Origin of the sequence: Coprococcus sp. RTP21428st1_C9_RTP21428_210409 (genome assembly GCF_040227395.1) — a bacterium.
GTDB classification, from domain to species: Bacteria; Bacillota; Clostridia; order Lachnospirales; family Lachnospiraceae; genus Coprococcus; species Coprococcus aceti.
In genome coordinates this window covers 12,330-38,980 of sequence record NZ_JBEHVV010000022.1, presented here as the reverse complement: position 1 = coordinate 38,980, position 26,651 = coordinate 12,330, and the positions used below count along the sequence as shown (strand labels likewise).

General features: G+C 40.2%; 23 protein-coding genes and 1 CRISPR repeat array. All 23 genes read right to left on the bottom strand.

Going from position 1 to position 26,651, the window contains the following annotated elements:
* Window positions 1-92: 92 nt before the first annotated feature.
* A complete protein-coding gene (locus ABUA34_RS06325) occupies window positions 93-1,274 on the bottom strand; it encodes a PrsW family intramembrane metalloprotease (RefSeq protein WP_055280029.1) in 1,182 nt (393 codons plus the stop codon).
* Window positions 1,275-1,482: 208 nt separating this feature from the next.
* Window positions 1,483-2,427, bottom strand: coding sequence for a DUF4097 family beta strand repeat-containing protein (locus ABUA34_RS06320; RefSeq protein ID WP_349823029.1), 945 nt, complete (start codon window positions 2,425-2,427; stop codon window positions 1,483-1,485).
* A 2-nt stretch (window positions 2,428-2,429) separates the two neighbouring features.
* Window positions 2,430-3,023 carry a DUF1700 domain-containing protein gene (locus ABUA34_RS06315; RefSeq protein ID WP_349823028.1) on the bottom strand — a complete coding sequence of 198 codons (594 nt, stop codon included), beginning with the start codon at window positions 3,021-3,023 and terminating at the stop codon, window positions 2,430-2,432.
* Window positions 3,001-3,336: a PadR family transcriptional regulator gene (locus tag ABUA34_RS06310; RefSeq protein WP_022216808.1), complete on the bottom strand. Its 336-nt coding sequence runs from the start codon at window positions 3,334-3,336 to the stop codon at window positions 3,001-3,003. Before ABUA34_RS06310 ends, ABUA34_RS06315 begins: the two co-directional genes overlap by 23 nt.
* A 235-nt stretch (window positions 3,337-3,571) precedes the next feature.
* Window positions 3,572-4,444, bottom strand: a complete 873-nt coding sequence (locus ABUA34_RS06305; protein ID WP_349823027.1) for an aldose 1-epimerase family protein — start codon at window positions 4,442-4,444, stop codon at window positions 3,572-3,574.
* A gap of 135 nt (window positions 4,445-4,579) precedes the next feature.
* Window positions 4,580-4,804 carry a beta-galactosidase gene (locus ABUA34_RS06300; protein ID WP_070097446.1) on the bottom strand — a complete coding sequence of 75 codons (225 nt, stop codon included), beginning with the start codon at window positions 4,802-4,804 and terminating at the stop codon, window positions 4,580-4,582.
* 6 nt (window positions 4,805-4,810) lie between these two features.
* Window positions 4,811-5,725, bottom strand: coding sequence for a quinolinate synthase NadA (nadA, locus tag ABUA34_RS06295; RefSeq protein WP_349823026.1), 915 nt, complete (start codon window positions 5,723-5,725; stop codon window positions 4,811-4,813).
* A 25-nt stretch (window positions 5,726-5,750) separates the two neighbouring features.
* Complete coding sequence (locus tag ABUA34_RS06290; RefSeq protein ID WP_349823025.1) at window positions 5,751-6,275, bottom strand: transcription repressor NadR; 525 nt, start codon at window positions 6,273-6,275, stop codon at window positions 5,751-5,753.
* Between the two features lies 1 nt (window position 6,276).
* Window positions 6,277-7,131, bottom strand: a complete 855-nt coding sequence (nadC, locus tag ABUA34_RS06285) for a carboxylating nicotinate-nucleotide diphosphorylase (RefSeq protein WP_349823024.1) — start codon at window positions 7,129-7,131, stop codon at window positions 6,277-6,279.
* A 2-nt stretch (window positions 7,132-7,133) separates the two neighbouring features.
* The gene (locus ABUA34_RS06280) at window positions 7,134-8,414 is read right to left on the bottom strand and encodes an L-aspartate oxidase (protein ID WP_161171844.1); all 1,281 of its coding nucleotides are present in this window, start codon (window positions 8,412-8,414) and stop codon (window positions 7,134-7,136) included.
* Between the two features lie 150 nt (window positions 8,415-8,564).
* Entirely contained in the window at window positions 8,565-9,347 is a 783-nt protein-coding gene (locus tag ABUA34_RS06275; protein WP_349823022.1) for an AlkZ-related protein, read from the bottom strand.
* Window positions 9,348-9,355: 8 nt separating this feature from the next.
* Window positions 9,356-9,766 (bottom strand): peptide deformylase, encoded by a 411-nt coding sequence (locus tag ABUA34_RS06270; RefSeq protein ID WP_349823021.1) that lies wholly within the window; start codon window positions 9,764-9,766, stop codon window positions 9,356-9,358.
* A gap of 20 nt (window positions 9,767-9,786) precedes the next feature.
* Window positions 9,787-10,980 carry a class I SAM-dependent methyltransferase gene (locus ABUA34_RS06265; RefSeq protein ID WP_349823020.1) on the bottom strand — a complete coding sequence of 398 codons (1,194 nt, stop codon included), beginning with the start codon at window positions 10,978-10,980 and terminating at the stop codon, window positions 9,787-9,789.
* Window positions 10,980-11,114 carry a hypothetical protein gene (locus ABUA34_RS06260; protein ID WP_349823019.1) on the bottom strand — a complete coding sequence of 45 codons (135 nt, stop codon included), beginning with the start codon at window positions 11,112-11,114 and terminating at the stop codon, window positions 10,980-10,982. The genes ABUA34_RS06265 and ABUA34_RS06260 overlap by 1 nt, the downstream gene beginning before the upstream one ends.
* Window positions 11,115-11,131: 17 nt before the next feature.
* Window positions 11,132-11,581, bottom strand: coding sequence for a YaiI/YqxD family protein (locus ABUA34_RS06255; protein ID WP_349823018.1), 450 nt, complete (start codon window positions 11,579-11,581; stop codon window positions 11,132-11,134).
* A 24-nt stretch (window positions 11,582-11,605) separates the two neighbouring features.
* On the bottom strand, window positions 11,606-12,250 hold the full coding sequence (locus tag ABUA34_RS06250; RefSeq protein WP_349823030.1) for an ion transporter: 645 nt from the start codon (window positions 12,248-12,250) through the stop codon (window positions 11,606-11,608).
* A gap of 155 nt (window positions 12,251-12,405) precedes the next feature.
* The gene (locus tag ABUA34_RS06245; RefSeq protein WP_238050213.1) at window positions 12,406-12,966 is read right to left on the bottom strand and encodes a hypothetical protein; all 561 of its coding nucleotides are present in this window, start codon (window positions 12,964-12,966) and stop codon (window positions 12,406-12,408) included.
* Window positions 12,967-13,104: 138 nt separating this feature from the next.
* Window positions 13,105-15,152: direct repeats of the CRISPR family, unit length 36 nt; unit sequence ATCTACAACAGTAGAAATTACTATAGGTTACTTAAC.
* A 125-nt stretch (window positions 15,153-15,277) separates the two neighbouring features.
* Window positions 15,278-15,553, bottom strand: coding sequence for a CRISPR-associated endonuclease Cas2 (gene cas2 / locus ABUA34_RS06240; RefSeq protein WP_117874291.1), 276 nt, complete (start codon window positions 15,551-15,553; stop codon window positions 15,278-15,280).
* A 12-nt stretch (window positions 15,554-15,565) separates the two neighbouring features.
* The gene (gene cas1, locus ABUA34_RS06235) at window positions 15,566-16,528 is read right to left on the bottom strand and encodes a type V CRISPR-associated endonuclease Cas1 (protein WP_349823017.1); all 963 of its coding nucleotides are present in this window, start codon (window positions 16,526-16,528) and stop codon (window positions 15,566-15,568) included.
* A gap of 2 nt (window positions 16,529-16,530) precedes the next feature.
* Window positions 16,531-17,097, bottom strand: a complete 567-nt coding sequence (gene cas4 / locus ABUA34_RS06230) for a type V CRISPR-associated protein Cas4 (protein ID WP_349823016.1) — start codon at window positions 17,095-17,097, stop codon at window positions 16,531-16,533.
* A gap of 2 nt (window positions 17,098-17,099) precedes the next feature.
* Window positions 17,100-20,966, bottom strand: coding sequence for a type V CRISPR-associated protein Cas12a/Cpf1 (gene cas12a, locus ABUA34_RS06225; RefSeq protein ID WP_238050211.1), 3,867 nt, complete (start codon window positions 20,964-20,966; stop codon window positions 17,100-17,102).
* 443 nt (window positions 20,967-21,409) lie between these two features.
* A complete protein-coding gene (locus tag ABUA34_RS06220) occupies window positions 21,410-23,560 on the bottom strand; it encodes an ATP-dependent helicase (protein WP_349823015.1) in 2,151 nt (716 codons plus the stop codon).
* 156 nt (window positions 23,561-23,716) lie between these two features.
* A partial coding sequence (locus ABUA34_RS06215) for a leucine-rich repeat protein (RefSeq protein ID WP_349823014.1) occupies window positions 23,717-26,651 on the bottom strand: 2,935 nt, incomplete at its 5' end.

Genomic DNA, 26,651 nt, shown 5'->3' with positions numbered 1-26,651 from the left:
TCCATGACCTCGTCTGTATGGGTGACCGGATCAATGACTCTTCCATTCTTTATCAATAACATTTGCCTGTTCTCCTCTATATAAATATTTTATTACTGTCTGTATGTGTTCTGCGGATCATACTGTGACGACTGACCGTAATGTGGCGGCTGACCGTAGCCGCTATACTGATTATTCTGCTGTGACTGCCGGCCATACTGGGTCTGCTGGCTGTAGCCATTCTGCTGATCGTACCGCTGTGGCTGACCATAGCCACTTGACGGCTGATTGTACTGTCCTGGCTGTTGAGTATAGCTGCCCGGCTGGTTGTACTGCCCCGGCCGCTGACCGTAACCATTCTGCTGACCATACCGAGGCTGCTGGCCATAGCCACTCTGCTGACCATACCGAGGCTGCCGGCCATAGCCACTCTGCTGATTATTGTACTGATCCGTCTGGCCGTATGCATTTGGCTGGAAGGTGTTCTGCCGCTTGCCATATACATTTGGCTGATTGTACTGCATGTTCTGTCCGTACATATTTGGCTGATTATATCCACACATAGGTATATATCTGAAGTTATACGGATTCACCCATATAGGATTTACCGCTATGATATGATCGTTCTTTGCCGCATGGGATATGAGCAGGAACATCAAAACCACAGACAGGATCAGAACCAGTATGCACAGGATCACGCTGGTGTCATCAATCGACAACACAAAATCATACAGTCCGTGTATTCCCATGGCGCTAAAATACGCTATCAGCATATTGCCTGCGGCACCCTCGCCCTTGTTCGCATTCTCTCTCGCCTTTGAGTAGAAATATCCCATGATAACGCCGCATGAGCAGTGAAGTGGGATTGCTGTCACAGCCCTCAGAATTCCGAGTCCTATTCCACCCTGGAATACATACAGGATATTCTCCAGTGTTGCAAATCCGAGCGACGAGCACACGCCATATATAACGCCGTCATAGCTGTGGTCAAAGTTCTTATTTTTCCATGTAAGTATTAACATTCCAAGGAATTTGCCCAGTTCCTCGATCATCGCCACTATAAAGAAGCAGTTGACCAGCTCATAAACCGCCGTTCCGGATTCCAATCCCATGTAGTATAACAATACGCCCCCAACCAGCTCCACGACTACTGCCGGTATCGTGCTGACAGCTCCCAGAACCGCAAGCCATACTAGCAGGCTCATTGGATCCCTGCTATTCTTATTTCTTCTGACTACAAATAACAGCAGTAACACCGAAGGTAATACTGCAAGTCTCAATGCAAATGCACTCATCCTTTACTCTCCCTGATATTTTCTTCCGTATAAATATATATACATATTAAAGATACCATTTTTAGCGTGAATCCACAATAAGCAGAGGCCTTTACCGACATTTTATTTCATTAATTAACTTTAATTTAGCCTAAATACAACTCAAGGCAGGTCATTCCATTTCAGAAGACCTGCCTTGAACCAATTTTCAAATGTATTCAGTTACGACTTACTGTGTGACATCAATATCTCCGCTACTAGTCTCGATATTGCACTTTCCATCTGCTCCCTCAACCGAGTCCGGTACATTTACATCACCGCTGGATGTCTTTGTATTGTATTCATACTTCATTTCTGAGCCAATGCCGATCGATACATCTCCACTGGTTGTCACGACATTGATCTCAGAAGCATCACAGTCTCTAATCATTACGTCACCACTTGACGCACGACCGTTTATACGTTTTGCCTTTATACTGCCAGATGTGATATTGCCACTGGAGGTCTTCAGATCAATATTATCCATCACCACATCACCAAGACTGACGTCACCACTGTTTGCTGATATTCTTGTATCCTTTGACGATACACTGTCAAGCTTAATGTCACCACTGCTGGTCGCCACCGTCAGAGCATCTGCATTTGCACCATTTACGATCAAATCGCCGCTGGCGGCCTCTATATCGATATTACCTATTGCCAGATAATATTCCATATCCACGTCACCACTGCTGGTCACAATCTTCAGATCATCGTACTCCGTACCAGCCAGATACACCGTCACGGATGGCCATGCTCCAGAGTACACACCAATGGAAATGTTAAATGCTGCGTTCCTGCTGTCGTCTGCGGTTATCCTGAGCACACCATCTGATATATCTACATGATGCGTCAGATTCTCACTGTCATAATACTCCACATAACTTGTATCTCCACTCGCCTTCTTCACGGCAACATCCACATCTGATGCGCTTTTTACATCAATTGCAGTGAATTTATCTTTTATATCAACAGTCTTCTTTACGTAGTTCACCGGCTCCGATGTCATGTGGGCCAGATTAACTGTCACATTCGGCCATCTGAATCCATTTACAGCAAGTGCTGAGATCACAGTGATAATGCCTGCCACGATCATGACCGATGCAACAATAACAGCTTTCTTTGTTCTACTCATGACTATTTCTCCTTTACAAACATTCTCTTTATTCCATTCACACTGGCCTTGCAGACCTTAAATATACCAACCGTAACAGGCTTAACCGATACAACAAACAATATCGCTATACCAACTCCTATGAGTGCTGCTCCGAGCATGAGAACTGCTGTGTAAGGGCTGTGGGCCACGAACAGAGGTATGGTACATATCAATCCGCCGATTCCCGCCACCACAAAGCTGAGCACCACAGCATAGAATGATATAAGAAGTGCAAATGCAACTATCCACAGTGTGAGCAACAATACCGCCGCTGTAATGAGAAGTGGTATCCACACCGGAGAACCAAGTACTATGAGTACGACCTCCCATGCCTTGAGCTCGTGCTTTGGCTTGATCTTCTCCTTCACAAGCTTTGTAAGCGGCATATCTTCAAGTATCTGCTCCACTGCTGCATCAGGTGACCCCATATCTGCCACAGCCTCCTCCTCGGAAAGGCCGTCCTCCACGCGGTCATCTATCATCTCGCTATAGTAATCCATAAACCTGTTCACATCATCAGCCGGCATCGCACTAATCCTGCTTCTTATCCACTCAAGATATTCCTGTTTGTTCATCTCTGACTTCCTCCTTCACAATAAATCTGTATATGGATTCCAGTTCCTTCCACTCTTCCTTGAACTCTTCTATCCTGGCTCTTCCGGCATCCGTAATATGATAATACTTTCTGAGTCTTCCGTTGTGCTCCACGGAATGAACCGTGAGCAGCGCTCCCGCCTCAAGTCTTCTGAGGATAGGATAGAGTGTGGACTCTGATATCGTCACATACGGCTTCATGTCTTTGATGATCTGATATCCATAGGAATCCTCGTCCTTGATGGCCGCAAGCACACACACGTCGAGCATCCCTCTCTTCAATTGTATATCCATCGCTATACCTCCTTACGCAGTATACTATACGTCACATAGTATTATATGTCAAGTAGTATTTTCAGCACTCTACAAAAAGGAACAACAATGGGGTCAGGCACCTTTTACATAGATTTTACATTAATGTATTATGAAACATAACAAACAGGGCGGGACATCTCACCAATAGGATGTCCCGCCCTGCTTACAAATTATATTCTGCTATATCTTAATCTGACACATGATATGTTTTCCATTATAGTATGTCGATGACATACTCCTTGCTGAACGAATGGCCAGCCTCAAGACTGTTTGAATACTCACGGTCCGCCAGATCTCCGTCATATCCCTCGCGGTCACACCTGCCAAACCAAGGCTCTATGCAGACAAATGGCGCATGTTTCTTTGCAGGAGACCATATGCCTATCTGCGGCACATCAAATCTCAACTGCAAAACCGGCGCATCAGATGAGTTCCTTAATGTAATCGTATTTATACCCTTACCATCCATGATCAGGGCATCCTCATCAAACATCTCATCACGTAGCCTTAAGACTCCATCTGTCAGTCTGTGCGTAACTGTTCTATCTCCAAGAACTCCATTTGCTGTCAAAAGACCACATTCAATCTCGTTCTTACCTGTGTGCATATCCAGAGAATAACCGCCGATGCCTCCCTCACATGCAAATGCAGGATGGGCACCTATAGAAAAATGAATCGTGTCAGTTCCCTCATTCACAACGGTCCACATAACATGTACAGATGAACCTTCAAGTCTGTATCCTATACAAAGACTAAAATCAAACGGATAGCTCTTCTGCCATGTATCATTCTTCTCAAGCACAAACAGCAGTGTATCACCAGTCTGGCCAGCCACTACAAACTCGCTGTCCCTTGCAAATCCGTGCTGAGGTATATTCTCATAAACCACCCCGTTATGTCTGTAACGCTGTCCTTCGAGCTTTCCCACAAATGGAAACAGCACAGGAGAAACTCTTCCCCAATATTCAGCATCACCGCACCACATGTATTCTCTGTCTGTCTCGATACTCTTCAGGCTCACAAGCTCTGCACCGTGAGTATTCACCTTTATAGCGATCTTATCATTTTTTAATTCAACAATACCCATCATGTCCTCCTATACTCCAGCCAGTCTGGCTGATCATAATTTGCAAATAATATTATACACTTTTATAACATTATAACACAGGTACAAAAAAATACGGTCGCTTAATGAACTAATAAGCAACCGTATTTTATATAATTAAGCAATAGTCGCTGTCGGGGTTCCAAGTATCACATGAAGCCCCTTCTCCTTTGCCTTGCTGATGACATGATCGAAGAACGAAAAGTCATACTGCCCCTCCGTCTTCTCCATGATATGCCATGCAAACTCCGCTATACGGATGACATTGCATCCAAGCTCTACGATATTGTCCATATCCTCATCGATCATGGATATGTCCCACTGCTCTGGATAATAATCCACACCTCGTTATCCAAGCGCGATCATTCTGTTGATGCAGCGGGAAGCTCCCTCCATCACCTCATCAGAAAGGACTATCTCTTCGCCACCTGTGCCCTTTAATACATTCAATATGTCAACCAGGGTAGTAAGCTTCATATTATGGCACATCAGCTTTGAAGAAATTGGATAGAACATTTTGTCAGGGCACTCATACTGAAGATGCTCCACAATACTGTGCTCTGTACCGATGATAAATTCTTTTTTCTCTGACTTTCTGGCATATGCCATAATTCCTGTGGTTGAACCTACATAATCAGCCTCTGCAACTACATCCGGCCTGCACTCAGGATGGACAAGAAGTTCCGCATGTGGATGTAACTCTTTTGCCTTCAAAGCATCATCTAGGGTAACCGCAAGATGTCTAGGACATCCGCCGTTAAAAAATGCAAATTCCTTTTCCGGCATCTGCTTTTGAACATAGTTTCCAAGATTCGGATCTGGAACAAAAAGAATCTTGTCGTTATCAAGCTTGCTGCAGATCTGCACTGCTGATGAGGATGTCACACATACATCACAGGCAGTTTTCAATTCAGATGTCGTATTTATATAGGCGACAACCGCATATCCCGGATACTTCTTCTTCATCTCATCCAGCGTTTCAAGGTTCATCTGCTCAGCCATCGGACATCCGGCTTCAGGATTAGGCAGGTACACATTCTTATCAGGGGACAATATCTTACATGTCTCCGCCATAAAACGCACACCACACATTATTATATTTTTGCGGGAATCCTTGCTCGCCTCTACGCTAAGTCCATATGAATCTCCCATATAATCTGCAACTTCAAGAATCTCATGTCCCTGATAAGCATGTGCCAGTATGCAGAAATCTTTCTCTTTCTTCAGTCTGATTATCTCTTCCTGTATCTCTTTTATCGTCATTTTATTCTCTCCAAATCATTTTGTATTATTTCTCCCACTCCTGCCACGGAACAAGGAAGCCTGTCTCATCGAGCTTCTGCTCTATGTTGTCCAGGATCTCTTCACTTGGAGCCTCTATCAGATGGTAATGATATCCGTTCGTAGCATTTCCAAGCAGGGACGACTGGCTGTTTTCCAATTTTTTCATAAATTTTGCCACGTCGTATCTGGAAGCAATATTCATCTTTGCAGTAACACGATTGTACACTGTATGACTTATACTTACATTCTTTACAACACCGCCATAATCAACTATGATCGTGAGTTCTTCCTCAGTCCTGTCATAACCATGTTTTACTTTAAACTCTCTCTGACATTTTGATTCATTCTTGTATATATAACCCCTGTTAGTTGCAATTATGCCATCATCAGCCGCCCTGATCACTGCAATGTCCTGCACTATTATCTGTCTACTGACATCGAATTCTGACGCAAGCTTATTTGCCGGAACAGGGACATCTGAATTCTTCACAATGTCAAGTATCCTTTCCCTTCTCTCTTTTGCCCTCACTTTATCCCTCCGCATGAAGATTTTTCATCGATATATCCATTATAGGTGAGCTATGTGTAAGCGCACCGCTTGATATATAATCCACTCCCAATGATATCAGTCTCTCTATGTTCTCTTTTGTAACATTGCCTGAACATTCTGTCTCCGCACGTCCATCGATCAAATCAATCGCAGCCCTCATCTGATCCGTTGTCATATTGTCAAGCATAATGATATCGGCTCCCGCTTCAACAGCCTCTTTTACCTGATCCAGTGTCTCAACTTCAACCTCTATCTTGCGGACAAATGGTGCATACTCCTTTGCCATTCTCACTGCATTGGTTATACTTCCCGCAGCGCCTATATGATTATCCTTAAGTAATACTCCATCCGACAAATTGTATCTGTGATTGCTGCCTCCGCCGACTCTGACTGCATACTTCTCAAATATACGGCAATTAGGCGTGGTCTTTCTGGTATCCAGCAGAGTAGTCTTGCTTCCTTTAAGAAGTTCTGCAACCTCATGGGTATACGTAGCTATGCCACTCATACGCTGCAGATAATTAAGCGCAACCCTCTCTCCAGAGAGAAGAACCCTGATATCACCAGTCACAATTCCCATAAGCTGTCCAGCCTTCACCTCATCGCCATCTTTGCAGAAGAACTCAGCCTCAGTGCTGTCATCTAAGAGGGTAAATACTCTTGCATATACATCAAGTCCTGCAATGATTCCATCCTGCTTGCATATCAGGTCTACTTTTCCTTTCTGTGCCTTTGGCATCACCGCATTTGTGGATACATCCTCACTTGTGATATCCTCCTGTAAAGCCATCATTATAAGCTTGTCCGCATTCAATTTCATTGTTATCTGATTCATTCTCAGCCTCTTCTTTCCGTTTCTGTCAAAACTATATTCTTATATTCTCTAAACAAACCATCTATATCTTCATATTCAGACAGATCTATATTCTCTTCTCCGCAGCCTCTGTGCTCTCTGCTGAACATGATATCATCTGCCGCCCTCTGTGCAAATACAAGCGACTCAAGTAACGAATTGCTTGCCAGTCTGTTTCTGCCATGCACTCCATTACATCCGGCTTCTCCTACCGCATACAATCCTTCCATGGATGTCCTTCCGGCAAGATCTGCCTTCACTCCGCCCATGTGGTAATGCTGAGCCGGCACAACCGGTATCGGTTCAACAAGCACATCATATCCTTCATCCTTGCACTGCTTGTATATATGTGGAAAATGCTGCAAGATCACATCTCTTCCAAGCGGTCTCAGATCTTCCCACACATGCTCCGTTCCATCTATCTCCATCTGTTTCCATATTGCATGGCTGACTACATCACGAGGCTGCAGTTCATCTGTAAACCTTTCGCCCGCCTTGTTAAGAAGCCATGCGCCTTCGCCTCTCACAGATTCAGATATCAAAAATCTTCTTCCCTTATTCCGGCTAAACAGTGTCGTCGGGTGGATCTGTACATAATTCAGATTCTCTACCTCTACACCATGTTTTAAGGCAATTGCTATGGCATCACCTGTTATATGGGCAAAATTTGTTGAGTTCTTATATATGCCTCCGATCCCACCACACGCCAATACAACGTTGTTGGATCTAAGTATGCTTATGTTCTTCGCCTCATCAGCTATAACCACGCCACCACAGGCATTGTCATTGCAGATGATGTCGAGCATAGTCGTATACTCATATATCTCGATATTGGATTTCTTCTTTGCACACTCCAGCAAAGTGGATGTAATCTCTTTGCCGGTAATGTCCTCGTGGAACAATATTCTTGGCTGGCTGTGAGCTCCCTCCTTGGTGAAGGCAAGCTTTCCGCTCTCATCTCTCTCAAATCTAACTCCAAGCCTTATCAATTCTCTGATAACAAGATTCGATGATCTGATCATCAGATCGACTGTCTTTTTATTGTTCTCATAATGACCGGCTCTCATGGTGTCTTCAAAATAATCTTCGTAGTCTTCCTCACCCCGCAACATACATATGCCACCCTGGGCCAAAAAAGAATCGGACTCATCAGCCCGCCTTTTTGTGATAATACAGACCTTTTTTGTCTCTGGAAAATTCAACGCACAGAACAAGCCTGCAGCGCCAGTTCCAACAATAATAACATCATATACAGTGTTCATCATTTCTCCTCTTCAAGTAGTCATCATATTATTCTTTATAACCTGACTTGCATATAAACATAACATATGTAAACACATATGTAAAGATATATGTAATGTTATGTGTAAACTTTTGATGTAAACTTTTGAATTAGAGTTTTCTGTATACCGTCTCTACTTTAAGACTTTCTTTATCTGTTTCTCTGTGGCAATCGGGTAGATATCATCCATATGCTTCACTATCCTCTCCCACGATTCCTCAGGGCTCTCACCATATGCGGACGTCACGTAGTCATATCCCCACAGCTTCTCCGGCATGGAATACACAGCCACATTCCATCCGTATTCCGCGCCCTTCTTGTTCAACCGTTTTCTGAAGTCACATGCGCACAGGTATGTCTGCATCTGGAGCTGTGTCATCGTACCCTCAAAGCCTTTCTCTCCGCCCTTGCCAAATCCGGCAAGCTTCTTTATATCGAATGAAAAAAGTTCTGTATTGTACATACTATCCAGCTTTTCTGCTGCAAATTCCGCATCGCTCTCCTCGTCTATCCGGTCATCCATGAACAGATCCATGATTTTCTTCTGTCTGAATGATGCAAGCTCATCATCCCATCTGGCATCGAAATCATATCCAGCTCTTCTATAATTTGCAAAATACGGGAACCATTTCTTTGAGATAAATCCCGCCTTATTGTGGAAAAATTTGCCGTATGCAATATCGCCTCTTCTGGCTATGATCTCGCGCCACACCCAAGGATCCCTCTGCGCATCCTCACTCCACCAGTATTTCTCCGTGGTTCGCTCCTCCACTGAAAATCCAGGTATCTCATTGCGGAAAAGAGGCAGAAATCCCACTTCCTCTATATATCCGATAAGTTCGTCCACCGTGTGCAGGCACTCCGGATCATCCTCTGAAACGCCATACATAATCCATGTTCCGTCTTTTGATTCCATAAACTCTCCTAAATTATTCGCCCCTCAAGGTGATCCATCTCATGGAGCACTATCTGGGCTATATATCCGTTGAACTTCATACGCTTTTTTGCAAATGATGCATCCTGAAACTCTACTTCTATGTCTCTATACCTTGTCACCTTTCTCGTGCCGTCCAGAGACAGACATCCCTCCTCTGTCTCGTAATCCCCCGACTTTGACAGAAGAACCGGATTCAGCATGACAACATTGGCAAATCCCATACTGACGATGATTATCCTCTTCTTATATCCGATCATGTTGCCCGCCATGCCGACGCACCTCGCCTGATTTGCCGCTAATGTGTCCTGCATATCTGCTATGATCCCCGCATCCATAGTCGTCATCGGAGATGACTTCTGGCTGAGAAACATCTGATCTCTTACTATCTGTTTTACCATGGTCTATTACCTTTCCTTATCTACTCACCATTCTTCACGTACAGGAATATTTTTGACTTGAGAAGCCTCTTCGGTGTTGCCGAGATCTCGCATATCTCCTCATATATACGGTTGCACACGATAAAATACGCTGCCATCGCCGTCAGCACATTCTTCTGATTTGCCCGCTGGAAATTATACATTCCAGTCTTCTCGTTCCTGTCACTTCTGGCATGTTTCACCAGATTATAGTCATTCCACCAATCTGCGATCCGGTCACCCACAAACGCACTGAACGGCTTCAGCTCGATATCTTCAAAAGTATCTATCATCCTCACCGCATCCAGACGGATATCCGGGAATTTTCTAAGCACAGGAGTAAGCCTGTCATGTATGCTGTACTTTTTCCTGTAATCATCCTCCTCGACTATCTTGCAATATATCTCTATCAGAGAGTCTATATTGCTGCAGATATTCAGGAACATATTTATGTATCTGCTTGAAAATGTCGAGAAGTTGCTCTTGTGGATATCCACATACTCAGAACTGATCCGGACATCCTTCTCAATGATCTGGTATTGCTTCCAGAAAATATTCAGGAACTCCTTCTCAGTTATGACAACTCTGGTCTTCTTCACCAGAACATTTACCCACAAATGTCCCTGACCTGTCCTATCAGGTCTCACATCCTGACTCGTCCATACATCCTCAAGGGCCGCGCCAGAAACCGAATACACCATATCACAAACCTTTGTCTCGGTATAATTGGCAAATGTTCTTCCATCATCCCGCGTCCGTTCACTCTTGCCGTACTTCCACGAAGCATACAATACCCCGCCGACCCTGAGCGCCTTCATAGCCTTCTCAAGGATCTTGTGCATATCGCTCTTGGCAACATGGAGCAGCGAAGCACATGCCCACACAGCGTCAAATTCATTCTCATAGTTCATGTCCTCAATGCGCATATGCACAGCCGCTTTTCCCGTCAGCTCCTGAGTTTTCCTGCACATAGCCTCAGACGCATCCAGAGATACAACCTTGTATCCCTTGTCCAGAAAATATTTGCTGTCACGACCACTGCCGCAGCCAAGATCAAGAATCCTGCTGCCCGGCTTGAGATGTTCCTCAAAGCGCTTGTATATGTCCGACATGTCTGCATTTCTGGTTATCTCGGAATATCTGTCAGCATGTGTGTTGTAGTATTCTATTGTTCTGTTTGTATTTTTATCATCCATTAAAATCTGACCTCTTCCGGTTCATGTGTAAATGATGAAAATGTAGCTACCGCATTCTTTAAAAATTCAACTACTTTCTCCATAACAATACCTTCCTTTCGTAAATCCGGGTGGTGAGAGTGCGATTCTCTCATCCCCCATTCATGTTCATCTATAGTTCCTTGACTTTCCGGAGCAGTTTCTCAAATGACTCCGCAAATCTCTGGTCATCCTCATCGGTTCTCTTCCTTGGACCCTTCATGTGATTCCTGCTTGACGCCCTCCGCGCCTTCTTGTTCAGGTGTCTCTCCATAAGCATCTGATCGATATTCTCATTTGTATACCACTTTCCCGATTGGTGTATCGCAAATGCACCTTTTCCCAGCGCCATTGCAGCCACGCCATAATCCTGAGTAACAACTATATCACCTCTATGGCAAATGCTTATCAGCTTGTAATCCACCGCATCCGCTCCAGCACCGACAACGATAACCTCGCTGTAATCAGATGTGAGGACATGGTTCGTATCGCATAAAAGCGTTACCGGGATGTTGTATTTTGTTGCTATGTCTTCTGCTATGCCTACTACGGGGCAGGCGTCGGCGTCTATGTATATGTGCATGGGGAAGTCCTCCTACAACAGGTCTCAATCGTTATCTTTTTCACTTTTTATCACGTCAATATAACCACCAGTTATAACTCCTGCCGGTAACGCCACTACTGCTATACCGACTATAGATGATACCATACTTACCAGCTTTCCAAATACAGTAACCGGGTATATATCACCGTAGCCTACAGTAGTAAGTGCAGTGGTCGACCAATATAATGCATCAAACAGCGAATTAAAACTTTCTGGCTCGACCTGAAACATAATAAGTCCTGATACTATTATGTACCCAAATGCCAAATAACACACAGCCATCAAAATGCTCTTTTCTTTCTTCAGGACTTCAACTATTATTCTAATACTTTTGGAATATCTCACAAACCTCAATATACGGAAGGTTCGTATCAACCTAAATAATTTGAATAGTCTAAACCCAGAGTTCAGAATAGTTACAGATGGCAAAATAGATAACAAATCAATAATCGCCATAGGTGAAAACGGATAAATAACAAAGGCTCGATACTTATACTTCGAAAGTTTAAAGTCTGCTGTAAACCATCTCAAAAGATAATCAATAACAAATATAGTAACTGTAACCTTATCAATTATGTTCAAATAATTATTCTGTTCTTTAAAACACAGAGGGATGATACTTGCACATATCACAATCATCATAAACATATCGTATAGTGCGCTTAACTTGTCATCATCATTTGCAATCTCTATTATCTCATAAATTCGCTTTCTCATTAAAATCTTACCTTTCCAGGCTTCAACATATCAGTATCATTCTTCATTACATTTTTAGTTATTTTCTTACATCGTCTTATACCAACTTATCTATACGAAATAACTAATGCTATAATTGCTAATATAAAACTCAATAAAGCAATTATGCTTGACGTATAAGCATATATATCTGTACTATCAGTCTCTTCTTCAAATTTTCTACCAGCAAAAATTGTACTTCCTCCTATTACAAGCAAGACTATTCCCATAAATACAAATATTATCGTACGGAATAGTCCTATATTATTTATATTTACAGAACTGGCTATAATCACCAGTATACCTGCAAGCCAAATTATCCATCCAAGTAAGCTAATTACAATAGAGACAATACAACCAAGTAATTCTATATATATTTTCCCCTGTGTTATTATTTTTTTATTACTCAAGAATGGCAGAAAAACTATTCTTAACGCGGTTCTTACTTGTCTAGACTTTTCTTTTTCGTCTGTATCTTTAATGATATTATATGAATTTGCTTTACTTTCTTCATCATATTTTTTCAAAGCCAAATATAGTGCTTCAGCGTAAAGTTCAATGTCTTTTTCCCTATCCTTCTTGACATCACTTTGCTTGTTGCCATACTTTCTATTTTTTCTTTTGCCCATCGCTTCCCCTATATAAATTTATTTACATTTAAGATCAATTACTTCTCCTTGTTATGCAGCAATATTATTCATTAACGCTTTATTATAACTTGTGAAATCTATTGTTTTATTCCCCAACGATTCCACTATATATCCATATCTACTAATAGTAGAAATTACTATAGGTTACTTAACTCTCAATGAAGTGTTACAGGGAAATATCTACAACAGTAGGAATTACTATAGGTTACTTAACTTCTCTATCAAGATGGGTGGAGACATTATCTACAACAGTAGAAATTACTATAGGTTACTTAACGTTAAAACCTGCATTAAGCACAGTCTATCTACAACAGTAGAAATTACTATAGGTTACTTAACCTCCTTGATGTAGTCAATTACATTTGTATCTACAACAGTAGAAATTACTATAGGTTACTTAACTACCATTGGTAGGACGCTCATATAAAAATCTACAACAGTAGAAATTACTATAGGTTACTTAACTATGGCTCTGCGAACAAAGTTGTTATAATCTACAACAGTAGAAATTACTATAGGTTACTTAACTGCAAAGAGCGCCACCAGAAGGAGAAAATCTACAACAGTAGAAATTACTATAGGTTACTTAACAAGTCGGACATATAGTAGTAAGTTCGTATCTACAACAGTAGAAATTACTATAGGTTACTTAACGCTGTGAATATGCTCTCTTTGTGTATATCTACAACAGTAGAAATTACTATAGGTTACTTAACGTCTGTGCCCTCTGTGGCTTTGATTATGATCTACAACAGTAGAAATTACTATAGGTTACTTAACAAGAATATTGTGATTTAGAAAGATGCTATCTACAACAGTAGAAATTACTATAGGTTACTTAACCATTTTTACAATGGATGCATAGGTGCTCATCTACAACAGTAGAAATTACTATAGGTTACTTAACTCTCAGGGAGTCAACAAGGCAGTTCGGATCTACAACAGTAGAAATTACTATAGGTTACTTAACTACCGATACGCACTACCAACGACTTTGATCTACAACAGTAGAAATTACTATAGGTTACTTAACGCTTCCTGATAAGTACCAATACATGGAGAATCTACAACAGTAGAAATTACTATAGGTTACTTAACGGGCATATCTGTAAGACGTATAAACCATCTACAACAGTAGAAATTACTATAGGTTACTTAACAAGCAGGTGTTGAATACTCTTCAGATTATCTACAACAGTAGAAATTACTATAGGTTACTTAACTTGCCTTGGTCAACACGGTATTGCCATCATCTACAACAGTAGAAATTACTATAGGTTACTTAACAATCTTGTTCTAAGTGTAACAGCATTATCTACAACAGTAGAAATTACTATAGGTTACTTAACTACCGCTTATGTATATCTTCATTGATTTATCTACAACAGTAGAAATTACTATAGGTTACTTAACCGCGCACCCCGCGTATATGGTATACTGTATCTACAACAGTAGAAATTACTATAGGTTACTTAACCAGCTAATTATAACGTGTGTAAGACTAATCTACAACAGTAGAAATTACTATAGGTTACTTAACCAAGCTGATCTGGGAGAATGACATTGATCTACAACAGTAGAAATTACTATAGGTTACTTAACAATCTGCCCTCCTTAATACAGTATAAATCTACAACAGTAGAAATTACTATAGGTTACTTAACAGCCGACATGGATATAATACTTGCTAAATCTACAACAGTAGAAATTACTATAGGTTACTTAACTTTGTTTGGGTCAACGTCACAATTAAATCTACAACAGTAGAAATTACTATAGGTTACTTAACCTCCATGTATGGTTATTGGAGGGTAAAATCTACAACAGTAGAAATTACTATAGGTTACTTAACGAGTAGCTCCATATGACTTTCAATACAGATCTACAACAGTAGAAATTACTATAGGTTACTTAACATGGATAGGAGATTAGAACAGGATGAATCTACAACAGTAGAAATTACTATAGGTTACTTAACTAGCGGTGGTGCTCCAGCTCTGTCTTATCTACAACAGTAGAAATTACTATAGGTTACTTAACATCATGCTTTTAAGGGTACTAATAGATATCTACAACAGTAGAAATTACTATAGGTTACTTAACAGCGCGGCAACACGAAAGGCTATTTAATCTACAACAGTAGAAATTACTATAGGTTACTTAACCCCATTTTTGTGTTTTTACACAATTTTCTGTCTTGCAACCATCATATTTGATTATTTTTTTATTTATTTTACCCATATATATTAAGTAACCTATTTATTATTGATTATAAAGACCAAGGTTTGCATTATTGAATAACAATAAAATCCTTTTCGTCATTTTTAGCATACCCAAATCTTAACACCTCACAATTTGAGGACATTTTAAATATCATAACACTATCCTCCTGAGTAAAACTTTTTTCAAACTTATTGCTTATATCTGTAACTATATTCTCTATTATTCTCTGACTATTGTCAATTTCAAATACCGAATACTGCAATCTATGTCCAAATCGTGATAAATACTTTGAAAACTTTGTCCTAAGTTTATCATCTGATATATCATAACTAACTATAACCATATTCGCTCCCATCTAATGTAACTCGAAACTAGGAAACTGTTCTACACTTTTCATTTTCATAAAAAATCTATAATATTTTTGTATATATAAGAATATATCGTCCTTGTAATCGAGTATCGCTGCCATAATAAACTGTATATATGTAGCATTATATTTCATCTGCAAATACCATCTACTGCCATATAAATCGAAATCTTCTTTTTTGCACTGTCCTAAATTAATTGCTTTTCGTATTGCATAATCCACTATAGGCCTCATCGGCTCCATCAGATCACACACAAGAGATTTCCTCATATAAAAGCATTTATGGAATACCCCATAATAAGTGTCAAATCCATACACTTGCAACATCGCATCAACGATATTGAATAACATAGTATATGCTATATCCAGTGTAACATTTATGTAATCATTCTTTATTCGGGGTTTTCTACCATTCCAATTAACATTATCAAACATTCTTGGGAAATACACTTTTGCTGCATTCCCTTCTATCCCCATCACTGTCAAATAATCCATATTTTCGCACAAAGAGTCCGACAAACTATCCAATAAAGCAATTCCTTCTTTAATATATTGATTCTTTACTCTTATTTTTCTCAACGTCTCTGATTGATTAATTATTTTGTTTTTCTCAATTCTTATACCTATCTCAGTACCTTCATAAGTATATTGATGCTTTCTTAATAAGGTATTTCCCTCCATTCTTGCACCTATAACCTCATACACCTTAAATGTCATACTCATTAAGCAAATCGAAAAGCCAAACTTCTTACTCCGTTGTATAAGCCCACTTGTTATTGATATATTTCCTACTATACACAACATAAACAATCTATAACATGTTGATTGATATTTAGTCTTCCCTGCTTTGTCCTTTACTACAATATTGTCATTAGAAAACGTAAGTTTATCGCCTTCCTTGGGAAACATAAAAATAATTTGTTTCTTGCTGAAATCATTAGCACTTAACATACTTAGTCACCTCTACTTGCCGACCTGTCACAAGCATCTTCATATATACAATTAGAGCATTTCTGAGCATTGTCTTGAACAAATCCATTCATATCAAAAGTTCTCATAGTACATATCAAATTTTCAAATTTCTGCTTCATATCTAAATCATTCTCTGGCAAAGCAATATTATAATTCTTATTATCATCTATGCTGTGAATTTTTAAAAAATCCACAGTATACCCCATCTCCACCATTGAATAGTACTGCCCATATAATTGAAATACATATCCGTCATAAATCTTATTCACATGCTTTTTTCTCTCTATCAGCATTCTTTTTCTTGAATCATATACATCAATTTTACCAATTATACGATATTTCTCCGAATATACATCTATGCCTGTTAGTATTTCTTTTCTTGTTGAATAATTACCATGATCAACAGTTTCATGAGCCTTAGTGCCATTCAGTTGTGATTTCGACTGATACGTCAGTATATCTGAATAACCATAAAGCCCATGAAAGTATATTGACACCGGACAAAATATAAAATCATTTAGAGTTGATATTAATATGATATCATCCATTCTTAAAACCTTCTATTTTGTATAAAATCGAACCAGTTATAATTATTTAGACTTAACAATTTTCTGTTGAATTTCTCTCCTTCTTTCCAGTTATTCTTTATGGCTATGACATTGTACAGACCTTTTAATGCAATGCAATATGCACCATTAGCATCTGCATCCTTTGGTAACTCTGTTTCTTCATTGAAAATATAATTTTCCGAATCATAAAACCGTCCATTTTCATCCATAACTGGCGATACTATTCTGTCGTATTCAGCTTCTGTCCTATCGTATCTCTCTGACTTACTGTTACGAAGTTGAACAGTCAACCTTATTATTTCTATCAATTCATTGATCAGCTTCTTCTGTACACTCGATTCTAATTCAAGAATATCTTCAATTAAATTATGTCCATCATCGTATTTCATATGTGAACTGTCAAACAAGTCTTTAATTCTACTTTCCACATTCCAAACATCATCCTTCCACCCGTAAGATGTATGTTCCTTTTTTATACGCTCGCCTCGTAAATATATAACCCACTTCGTTTTTGCCAGAGTGGTATTATGTGTTTTAAAGTTGTCATAATCAAATGATATTGAAAACAATCTCTTCTCTGTATCATATCGTATACTGTCTAATGATCTAACAAAATCCAATTTTGTTTCAAAATTAGAATATTCTCTAAAATTGAATACATTTACAAAGCCTGTTAACGGATCAATCTTAGATGTATACGCAGCAGGTACATAGAATATGATTCCACACTGGCTACCAAGTTTCTCTAAAGAATCTGGAATATACGTAAGCTGATACCCTCTTAGTACACCTCCTGGTTCATCGGCTTTTCGACTTTTATCTACCAAGTATGCCAGTTTAGATATCAACATATTCTCAAATTTCTGGTATACCTGACGTTCAACCCTAAACCTACCTCGTTTAAATCCATAATTTAGATCTTCCATAACAATGATTGCATTATATTTCAACACCATCTTCGATATTTCATGAATTACCTGTGACAAGTATCCCTCTTTTATTTCTTTTATCTTTCCAATTTCTTTCCAATTTTTTCTCGCATCTGTCCGGGCACTTTCTTTGTTGACCAGTTTGTCTTTATAATTATATCTTCTAACTATATTTGTTACAGTTTCATAGCTTTCTATCATATTGAAAGACTTCTGCTCAACAATCTTTCCCTTTTTATTAATTACTGACACATAAAGGAGATTTCTTTCTCCTCTATCAATTCCAATCACATGAAGCTCATCATTTTCCGCTATATACTTGAGTACCTTTTCATTTATATTAATTCTTCCATCTGCTTTGAAATTGATAGTTATAGGCAAATGTATAAAAAACTTATCTACTGTATACCTGCGATCCTTGACTATATCCATAGTAGCTTCATAATGAGATACTTTGTCCTTATATTGAACAGCTTTGTCTGAAAGAATTCCGATACCACCATTTCTCCAATAATCAACAAGTTCCATATAGCAATCATCTGGTACTGATTCAATAATAACTCTTTTTTCTTTACTGTTTTCAGTGTTATCCTCAACCTTATATGTTTTATTGACTAAAATCGTACCCTTTTTATGTTCTACTTTTTTCTTGACACTTGATTTTCTATAAAATAATTCTGCCTCTCCGTTCAATTTTATAACTATGTTTTTAAGATTGTCTTCGCTAAATATATTTTTGAGGTACTTCGTATGAAGATTATCCATTCCTTTACTATTCGGTGCAAAGTCTTTATTATAGATTTGAAACAGATATATTTGACCATCACGATCAAGTTGTTCTACATCTTCTGAACTTATATATGTCCAGTCAATCTTATATCCCTGACACTCCACTTCTCTATAGAATTCTGATATATCATTGTACGATTCTGTATCAGCAAATTTAAAATTATACGCCTTATAATTTGGATAACAGCTTATACATTCTTTATAATAATCAATTAGCTTCCAGCAGAATTCTACATCAAAATTTACCGATGATTTCAAGTGTTTACCCAACTCATATCCCCGCAATATTTCATCAGGTATTCCATGTGATTCATTCCACAATCTAGACTTAATAAACACATGTGGTAAAGTCTTACTTGCCCCAGGGAGCAAATAATAATTCATTTTCTTATAATCTGTTTCAGAATTGCAAACATCGTGTCCTGATATAACAGTCTTAGCTGGTTTATTTCTTGGGTTAAATATTGCCAAATATATTTTTTCATCACGAATCAATATAATAGCATTGTTATCAAATTCCTTTGATTTCGACCATCCATCGGCAAGAGTCGGTGATCCGAAGTTCAATTTTATCTTTTCCTGACTATAAGGCTTCTGTGTAACATAGTTACGCACTTTGTTATATAAATTCACAATTTCCGACATATCCTCATTAAGTTCATCAAGTTCTGAATAAAACTCCATATCCTTATCAACTAGCTCATCAATCACAAACGATTTCATCCAATGATAAATACTCATATATTTATCAAGATATGTTTTTATATCCATGACAATCTGTTCATTTTGAATCAAGCTAATTTTGTCGTTAAATTTAAAATCCGTAATTTGAAAGTTATCTATCTCATCTATTATTTTAGTAACAAATTCAGTTACTTCATGCTCCAAACATGTGCTATCTATTTTATAATATGAATTAACCAGTCTCTGCAAATCACCCAGACTACAGCTCTTTACTTTCTTAATTTCCTTCTGAATCTTTTCTTCCCTGTTGTCTTTATTTCCTTTGACAATTTCCGAGAAATACTTATACAAGCTTGAAGCTATCACATCCCATTTATGATCAATGTATACAGAGACATTCTCGAACGCTTTAGATGAAATATATATCTTATTTACGTCATATAAAGATATGCTTTTCCCTATAGTTCTGAGACGTGATATAATATTTTTTTCTTTTATTAGAGCATTAAATGAATTAATCGCATTTATCACTTGCGCATCATCTTGAAAGCCTAATGGAATTTCAAACCCGGTTTCTGCTTTACATAAAATCTGTTTATGTAATTTTTGCATTTTAAACTTTGATCTGGAGCATTTTTTGCTCTGGCAATATAAATTCATATGAGCATTAATAACCCCACATATATTATTATATAAATCTATTCCACTCTGGGATATAAATCGTCCATATGCTTCTTCGGTATATACCACATCTAACTGGTCACCTTGCAGAAAAACATATGCCTCTTCTTCAATCTTCTCAATTTCTTCACAAGCAATCTGTTTTATTCTATTATAAGCATCCAGGTTATCCATATATATTTTGGCATTCTCGTGTATGATTCTATATGATATAGATGACGCTATTGCCTTATCAGAAAATACATTTTGTCTACTTGCCCAAAATTCTTTAAAATAAACTGTGAATCCGTAAAATCTTTTTATTGCTTCTAATCTGTCTTCTCTATCAGTTTCATATTTCTCCAATATATATTTTGGTAAAATCTTTGTTATCATACCAGCACTGAGCATGACTTTATATTCAGGATCTTGAGAGAATTTTTTTCCTATTTTTTTACGAAGCATATCCTGAATTTTTATCAACTCTTTTGAAGTTGCATCACTTTTATCTATTTTCGCTTTATGCATTAATTCAAACAAATTTTTCCATTCTATATCATGTAAATTATCTAGAACCTTACTTATAAAATCGCGATAATAATCATCCATCATTTCTTTTGCTACATACTGATCTTCATTTTTGTTTGTATCAGCCGCAATAAAATCACTCTCAGCAATATGTCTCTTAGTATAATCTGATGGAATTAACTCATTTCTTAACGTTTTACTTAAGGCGTTGATTCCAGTAAACGAATCAAACGAATTTGATATTTTATTACCTACCATATAACTCCTCCCTTAAAATCAATCTATATAATATGATAACATAATAACATACATCAACGAGTTTGTCACTAATTTTATTAGTTAATGTAATTTCGAATTTAATCTGAGTAAAAAAGAATAACGCCATATTCAGCGTTAAACTTTTTACATTAACTAAATCTACCACAGTAGAAATTTATTTCAAGGCACTTAACATACCTCTACTCTTTTTTTATATACACATACTATAACTCACACTTGGATACTCATCTAAGTGCAAGACGGATTGTACTAATGGATCTACAACAGTAGAAATTTCTATAGGTTATTTAACCCGCACAGCTAACATTTATATGCCAAATCTACAGTATTATATTACTTTTCTACCTCTGATTGTGTCAAGTATTACTTTCTATATTTACACTAGTATTCTTCATACTATACTCGTCTCACCATCAAAATCTTTATAGATTTCCAATCTTCTCAAGCCCCACCCCAATCTTCAAGTTTCTCTCCGTCTCCACCCTATCAAACTTAACCACATAGCACCCTATATCTCCCCTGATACCGGTTATCGTGCCCTCGCCGAACACCTTGTGTCTCACCCTGTCTCCGGGCTTTAGCTCGGTGTCCAGCGGCATATAGCGGCTCTCATTTGCGGCTATGTAGCTCTTGGTGTCGTCGACAAGGCGCTGCGGGAGCTCGTTCACGTAGTCGATTGCTTCCCGGTATATGTTGAAGATGAACCGGGACGGGTATCTGAAAGAATCATCGTAGTTCAGCCCCTCGGCATCGCTGATGTACAGACCGCGCTCCGCTCTGGTGCATGCCACGTATGCCATGCGTCGTTCCTCCTCGAGCATCGCCTCAGTGTCCACGTGCTTGCTTGGGAATATGCCTTCATTTACACCGCACACGAACACATATGGGAACTCCAGGCCCTTTGCGGTGTGTATGGTCATCATCGTCACAGAATCCTTGTCCTTCTCCCTGTCATTGTTCGTGTAGAGAGCTATGCTCTGCAGATATTCCTCCAGCGTATTCTCCTCACCGGAGGTCTTCTCATATTCGTCTATCGACTGCTTCAGCTCTGCCAGGTTGTCCAGCCTTTCCTGTTCGCCCGCCTGTCTGAGCATCGCCTCGTAGCCCGTGGCGGCCATAAGCTCTGTCACAAGGTCTGACAGACTTTTCTCCTTGTATGTCCTCCTGAAATTTTCTATGATATCGACAAAGGCTGAAGCACCTGTCGACTTAACAGTCTTCTCCTCCAGAAGATCCTGAAGACCGCTGTACAGTGAGCATCTGTGAGTCTCACAGTACGACTTCAGCATCGACATCCTCTTTTTGCCAAAGTTCCGCTTTGGTTCATTTATCACCCTGCGAAATGACAGATCATCCGCGTATGCCACCATCCTGAGATATGCCAGCACATCCTTTATCTCCTTGCGTTTGTAGAACTCCGTTCCGCTGTAGAGGATATACGGGATCTTTGTCTTGATAAATGCTTCCTCTATGCTTCTCGACACGAAATGTGACCTGTACAAAACAGCTATGTCACTGTACTTTGTGCCCGCCTCAACCAGTCTTTTTATCTCGTTTGTCACCCACTGGGCTTCATCCCCGGTGGTTCTGGAATGTACGTACAGAGGGCGTGCCTCAGACGGTTTCACAGCCACAAGCCTGTGGGGCAGTCTGTTCCTGTTTTTCTCGATCAGTGAGTTGGACACCGCCAGTATGTCAGGAGTTGAACGATAATTCGTGTCGAGGAATATGGTCTGTGTATTCTCATGGTTCTTGTCGAATTCCAGTATGTACTCTATCCTTGCCCCGCGCCACGTATATATGGTCTGATCCGGATCGCCCACGATGAACAGATTCCTGTGATAACCGCTGAGTATCTCCGCCAGCGCATACTGGTTACCGCTGACATCCTGAAACTCGTCCACCATGACATACATCATGCGTTCCTGCCATTTGCGGCATTTCTCCGCATCGGTTCTGAGGATGTGGAGCGCAATGGTTATGAGATCATCATAGTCAAGTCCATACACCTTCTTCTGTTCGTACAGGTATCCCAGAAATACTTTTTCAGGTATGTCTGAAGCCTTCTCATATTCCGCCAGCAGTCTGTCGTTGCTTATGTCCGCCAAATATGCGATATGCTGCATCTCGTTCTTCATCGCCGATATGTGATCCCTGGCCATGTCAAATGTATATGTTCTCGACTGTATATGGGCATTCTCGTACACCGTTTTGAGTATATCCTCCGTGTCCTCGCTGTCCATCACCACAAAGTTCTGGGGATAATTGATGGCATGGATATCCTCCCTCAGAAGCTTCACACAGAAGCCGTGAAATGTGCAGATGTATCCCGTATCACTGTCCCCGATCATCTGTCTGATACGTTTGCTCATCTCCCTCGCCGCTTTATTTGTAAATGTGACACACAGTATATTCGATGTGGATATTCCAAGCTCATCCACCAGATACGCATACCTGTATGTGAGCGCCTTTGTCTTGCCGGTTCCCGCTCCTGCAATTATGCGCACATACCCTTCTGTGGTGGTCACTGCCTCCTTTTGCTGTTCATTCAGTTCATCTATAAAATTATCCATACAGTCCTCCATATATTTGCAAACATATGTTCAGTATAGCAGATTATATCTTTCCTGTCACTACACTCATGGTTTTACACCAGAACGATCTTCACATAAAAAACAGGACAGCCACATCATCTGTGACTGTCCCGCCAACGCGTCAACGCATTTCATTTATTTTGACTTTTTGTATACAGCTTTCTTAGGAGTGTTCATTCCCTTCGCCTTGAGCTTCTTTGCATATGCGTCATATTTCTTCTTAGGAAGATATATCTTCACATTGCTCTTGACACCCCGGAAAGCATTCTTACCGATAGTCGTTATCCTTGTAGACTTTATGGTAACTTTTCCAAGCTTTCCACACTTGCTGAATGCTGCACCGCCTATGGTCTTAACGTTTCCTCCGATCACAACCGTGGTGAGATATTTGCGTCCTGTAAATGCTTTCGCTCCTACAGCCGTAACATTGAAGTTCACTCCACCGATCTTGACACTGGATGCAACCGTGAGTGACTTGAACTTCTTGTCGCTCTTCTTGCTTGTACTTCCAACAAGTGTCACTGTTCCCTTGCCATTTGAAGCGGCATTTGTCACCTTATATTTCAGATAGCCAGGCACGCCCTTCTGCGCAACTTTGTATATCTTGCCCTTGCCAGCCTTGATAGCAAATGTCTTGCTGACGGAGCCTCTGTAATTACCCTTACCTGTGATCGTTACTGTCGCTGTACCGATATTCTTGTTGTTCTTGTACTGTACGGTGTAATCCACACCATTCTTCAGTGTTGTTTTGCCTCTCCTCAGCGCAAGCGATTTAACAGTGATAGGTGATCCTGTGTATGTATATCCATTCTTTTCTATACCGCTTACGACCACATTGTTCTTGGAATTTCCTATGTCTATTCCAAGGGCAGCTACTGACTCATAACGCTTGTACCCACACTTGGTACAGGTAAATGTCTTCTTACCTGCCGCTGTGTCTGTAGGCTTGGTCGTTATCGCTCCCTTGTCCCATGTGTGATTTGCCAGGCCTGACTTCTCTCCACATGAGCACTGATACCAGTGAGATCTGCTGTCGCTCTTGTACTTATTGCCGTAATCGTGTACATGCTGCTCCGGCTCTTTCTCGATGGTGATCTTTACATTGAATACAACTCCATTGTAAGCCCTGTTCCATCCTGTAACTGATGTCCAGTCATAATTTGCTGTGTCCGCAGGCTTGAAACAAAGCTTGTATGTATTGCCATCCTCAACCTTTGTCGTTCTGTCTGTATACCATGTGTATACTCCATCCTCGCGCTCTGGAAGCTCTATGTCTGCAAGAGTCATATTCTCCTTAGCACTCAGTGAATCTATCGCCTGAGTAAATACTGCATTTGCAGGAAGAATCTGAACAGTTATCTCCACATGCTCTGCTCTCTCGTATACATCCTCATCTTCAGGTACAAATGTTGCAAGGAAAGTCTTTGTTCCAACCTCTCCCACAGATTCATCTGCATTCTCCCAGATGAACATTCCACCTGCTGTCTCAGGCAGGAGTATCTTGCCAACAGTGTCTCCGTATGTAGCTGTGACATTCTCCGGAACTGTAAATACAGGATCCTGCTTTCTCACATACACTGAAAGCTTCACTGCAATTCTCACACTTCCGTCTTCCAGTTCCTCATATGTTCCCTCTGCTGTATCGATCTTGCTCCAGTCATAGTTTGCTGTGTCGTCTGGAACAAAGTATGCATCGTAGGTCTCGCTTGTTCCGGCCTTGCCTACCTGCTGTGTTCCATCTGCCCACATGTACTTTCCTGCTGTCGATGTTGGAAGCTCCACATCCGCAAGGGTCTTGCCGGCATATGCGTCGCCCGCCTTTCCTGCAGTAAATGAAGGTATTCCCTTCTCCACGCTGGATATGATCAGTGTGAACTCAGCCACTGTCTGATTCTGTCCTCTCACCGTGAACTTGACTGTCTGTGCCTCAGCACTTGCAGTCTTTGGTGTTCCATATACCTTTCCATCGTATATCACAAGTCCTGCCGGAAGTGTCTGTCCCTTTGCAAGGGAGTATGACACATATCCGTTGTCCACCGCTTCATCATTCTGGATCTCTATGGCTGTCAGATCATATAATGGCTCATCCTTTGTGGTTGTCTTTCCAACCTGCGCCTTAGCTGTATCCTCTGTCTTTGCGAGAGTTATGTTTACGGCCTCCTGCTTTGCCATATTTACCGTAACTGTTGCCGGCTCATATGTCATGACGCCGCTCCAGAGACGGTTGTTACTTGTAGTCATGACTGTGTCATCCGGTCCAAATACAACTGAATCCACCGCCATTCCATCTATCGGCTCACCGTCTATTGTGATGTAGAACGACTTGCCACCCTGTATATAGAGTGCATCGTCACCGTCAACACCTGACTTCTTCTGACATCTTGTTGCCGATGAGCTCTTCTCTATCTTTGCATCGCCATCCTTGAAGCAATATGCAGGATAATCCACATCAAGCTTGTAGAAAATGACGCTGTAATTTTTCAGTGCGTACACCATATCCGGAATCACTGTGGTAAGTATGCTTCCGCTTCCAAGGCTTGACGTATATGCAAGCTGCTTCATATTACCATAGTTTACGATCATTGCACTGTTTGTGAGGTTGCCAAATGTAAACTGTGCATCAGCTCTGTTGATGAGCTTTGCATTTGTATTCAAGGTGATCCTCTCACTATTTGCTGCTGTGATATACCCGTAGTTATCTACTGTTGCTGAAGCCTGAACATTTCCTTTCAGATTCCATGCACCTCTGTTGACCAGTGATCCTGTCATAGTCAGAGCGCCGTCCACATTCCATGTGCCAAGGTTCTCAACATCACCGGTAACTGTCGCTGTCGACGTATTTGTAAGAGCTGCGCCCTCGGCGATGGTCAGCTTTGAATCCTTGAGGATCTCAAGCTGTTTTACCTCCACCTCTCTGTCAAGTGTGTAGTCTCCGCCTATAGTTAATTTGCCGGCGAGAGACATATACAGTGAACCCAGACTCTCAACCTGGTAATTGTCAGCGGTGCCCTTTACAGTCGCTGTGGACTTTGCATTCTCGTCTACATACTCTACCTTGCCGACCTTACCG

Coding starts and splice junctions, on each gene's coding strand:
- ABUA34_RS06325 (WP_055280029.1), bottom strand. CDS start 1,274: ATGAGTGCATTTGCATTGAGACTTGCAGTATTACCTTCGGTGTTACTG.
- ABUA34_RS06320 (WP_349823029.1), bottom strand. CDS start 2,427: ATGAGTAGAACAAAGAAAGCTGTTATTGTTGCATCGGTCATGATCGTG.
- ABUA34_RS06315 (WP_349823028.1), bottom strand. CDS start 3,023: ATGAACAAACAGGAATATCTTGAGTGGATAAGAAGCAGGATTAGTGCG.
- ABUA34_RS06310 (WP_022216808.1), bottom strand. CDS start 3,336: ATGGATATACAATTGAAGAGAGGGATGCTCGACGTGTGTGTGCTTGCG.
- ABUA34_RS06305 (WP_349823027.1), bottom strand. CDS start 4,444: ATGGGTATTGTTGAATTAAAAAATGATAAGATCGCTATAAAGGTGAAT.
- nadA (WP_349823026.1), bottom strand. CDS start 5,725: ATGACGATAAAAGAGATACAGGAAGAGATAATCAGACTGAAGAAAGAG.
- nadC (WP_349823024.1), bottom strand. CDS start 7,131: ATGAATCAGATAACAATGAAATTGAATGCGGACAAGCTTATAATGATG.
- ABUA34_RS06280 (WP_161171844.1), bottom strand. CDS start 8,414: ATGATGAACACTGTATATGATGTTATTATTGTTGGAACTGGCGCTGCA.
- ABUA34_RS06275 (WP_349823022.1), bottom strand. CDS start 9,347: ATGGAATCAAAAGACGGAACATGGATTATGTATGGCGTTTCAGAGGAT.
- ABUA34_RS06270 (WP_349823021.1), bottom strand. CDS start 9,766: ATGGTAAAACAGATAGTAAGAGATCAGATGTTTCTCAGCCAGAAGTCA.
- ABUA34_RS06265 (WP_349823020.1), bottom strand. CDS start 10,980: ATGGATGATAAAAATACAAACAGAACAATAGAATACTACAACACACAT.
- ABUA34_RS06260 (WP_349823019.1), bottom strand. CDS start 11,114: ATGAGAGAATCGCACTCTCACCACCCGGATTTACGAAAGGAAGGTATT.
- ABUA34_RS06255 (WP_349823018.1), bottom strand. CDS start 11,581: ATGCACATATACATAGACGCCGACGCCTGCCCCGTAGTAGGCATAGCA.
- ABUA34_RS06250 (WP_349823030.1), bottom strand. CDS start 12,250: ATGTTTATGATGATTGTGATATGTGCAAGTATCATCCCTCTGTGTTTT.
- ABUA34_RS06245 (WP_238050213.1), bottom strand. CDS start 12,966: ATGGGCAAAAGAAAAAATAGAAAGTATGGCAACAAGCAAAGTGATGTC.
- cas2 (WP_117874291.1), bottom strand. CDS start 15,553: ATGGTTATAGTTAGTTATGATATATCAGATGATAAACTTAGGACAAAG.
- cas1 (WP_349823017.1), bottom strand. CDS start 16,528: ATGTTAAGTGCTAATGATTTCAGCAAGAAACAAATTATTTTTATGTTT.
- cas4 (WP_349823016.1), bottom strand. CDS start 17,097: ATGGATGATATCATATTAATATCAACTCTAAATGATTTTATATTTTGT.
- cas12a (WP_238050211.1), bottom strand. CDS start 20,966: ATGGTAGGTAATAAAATATCAAATTCGTTTGATTCGTTTACTGGAATC.
- ABUA34_RS06220 (WP_349823015.1), bottom strand. CDS start 23,560: ATGGATAATTTTATAGATGAACTGAATGAACAGCAAAAGGAGGCAGTG.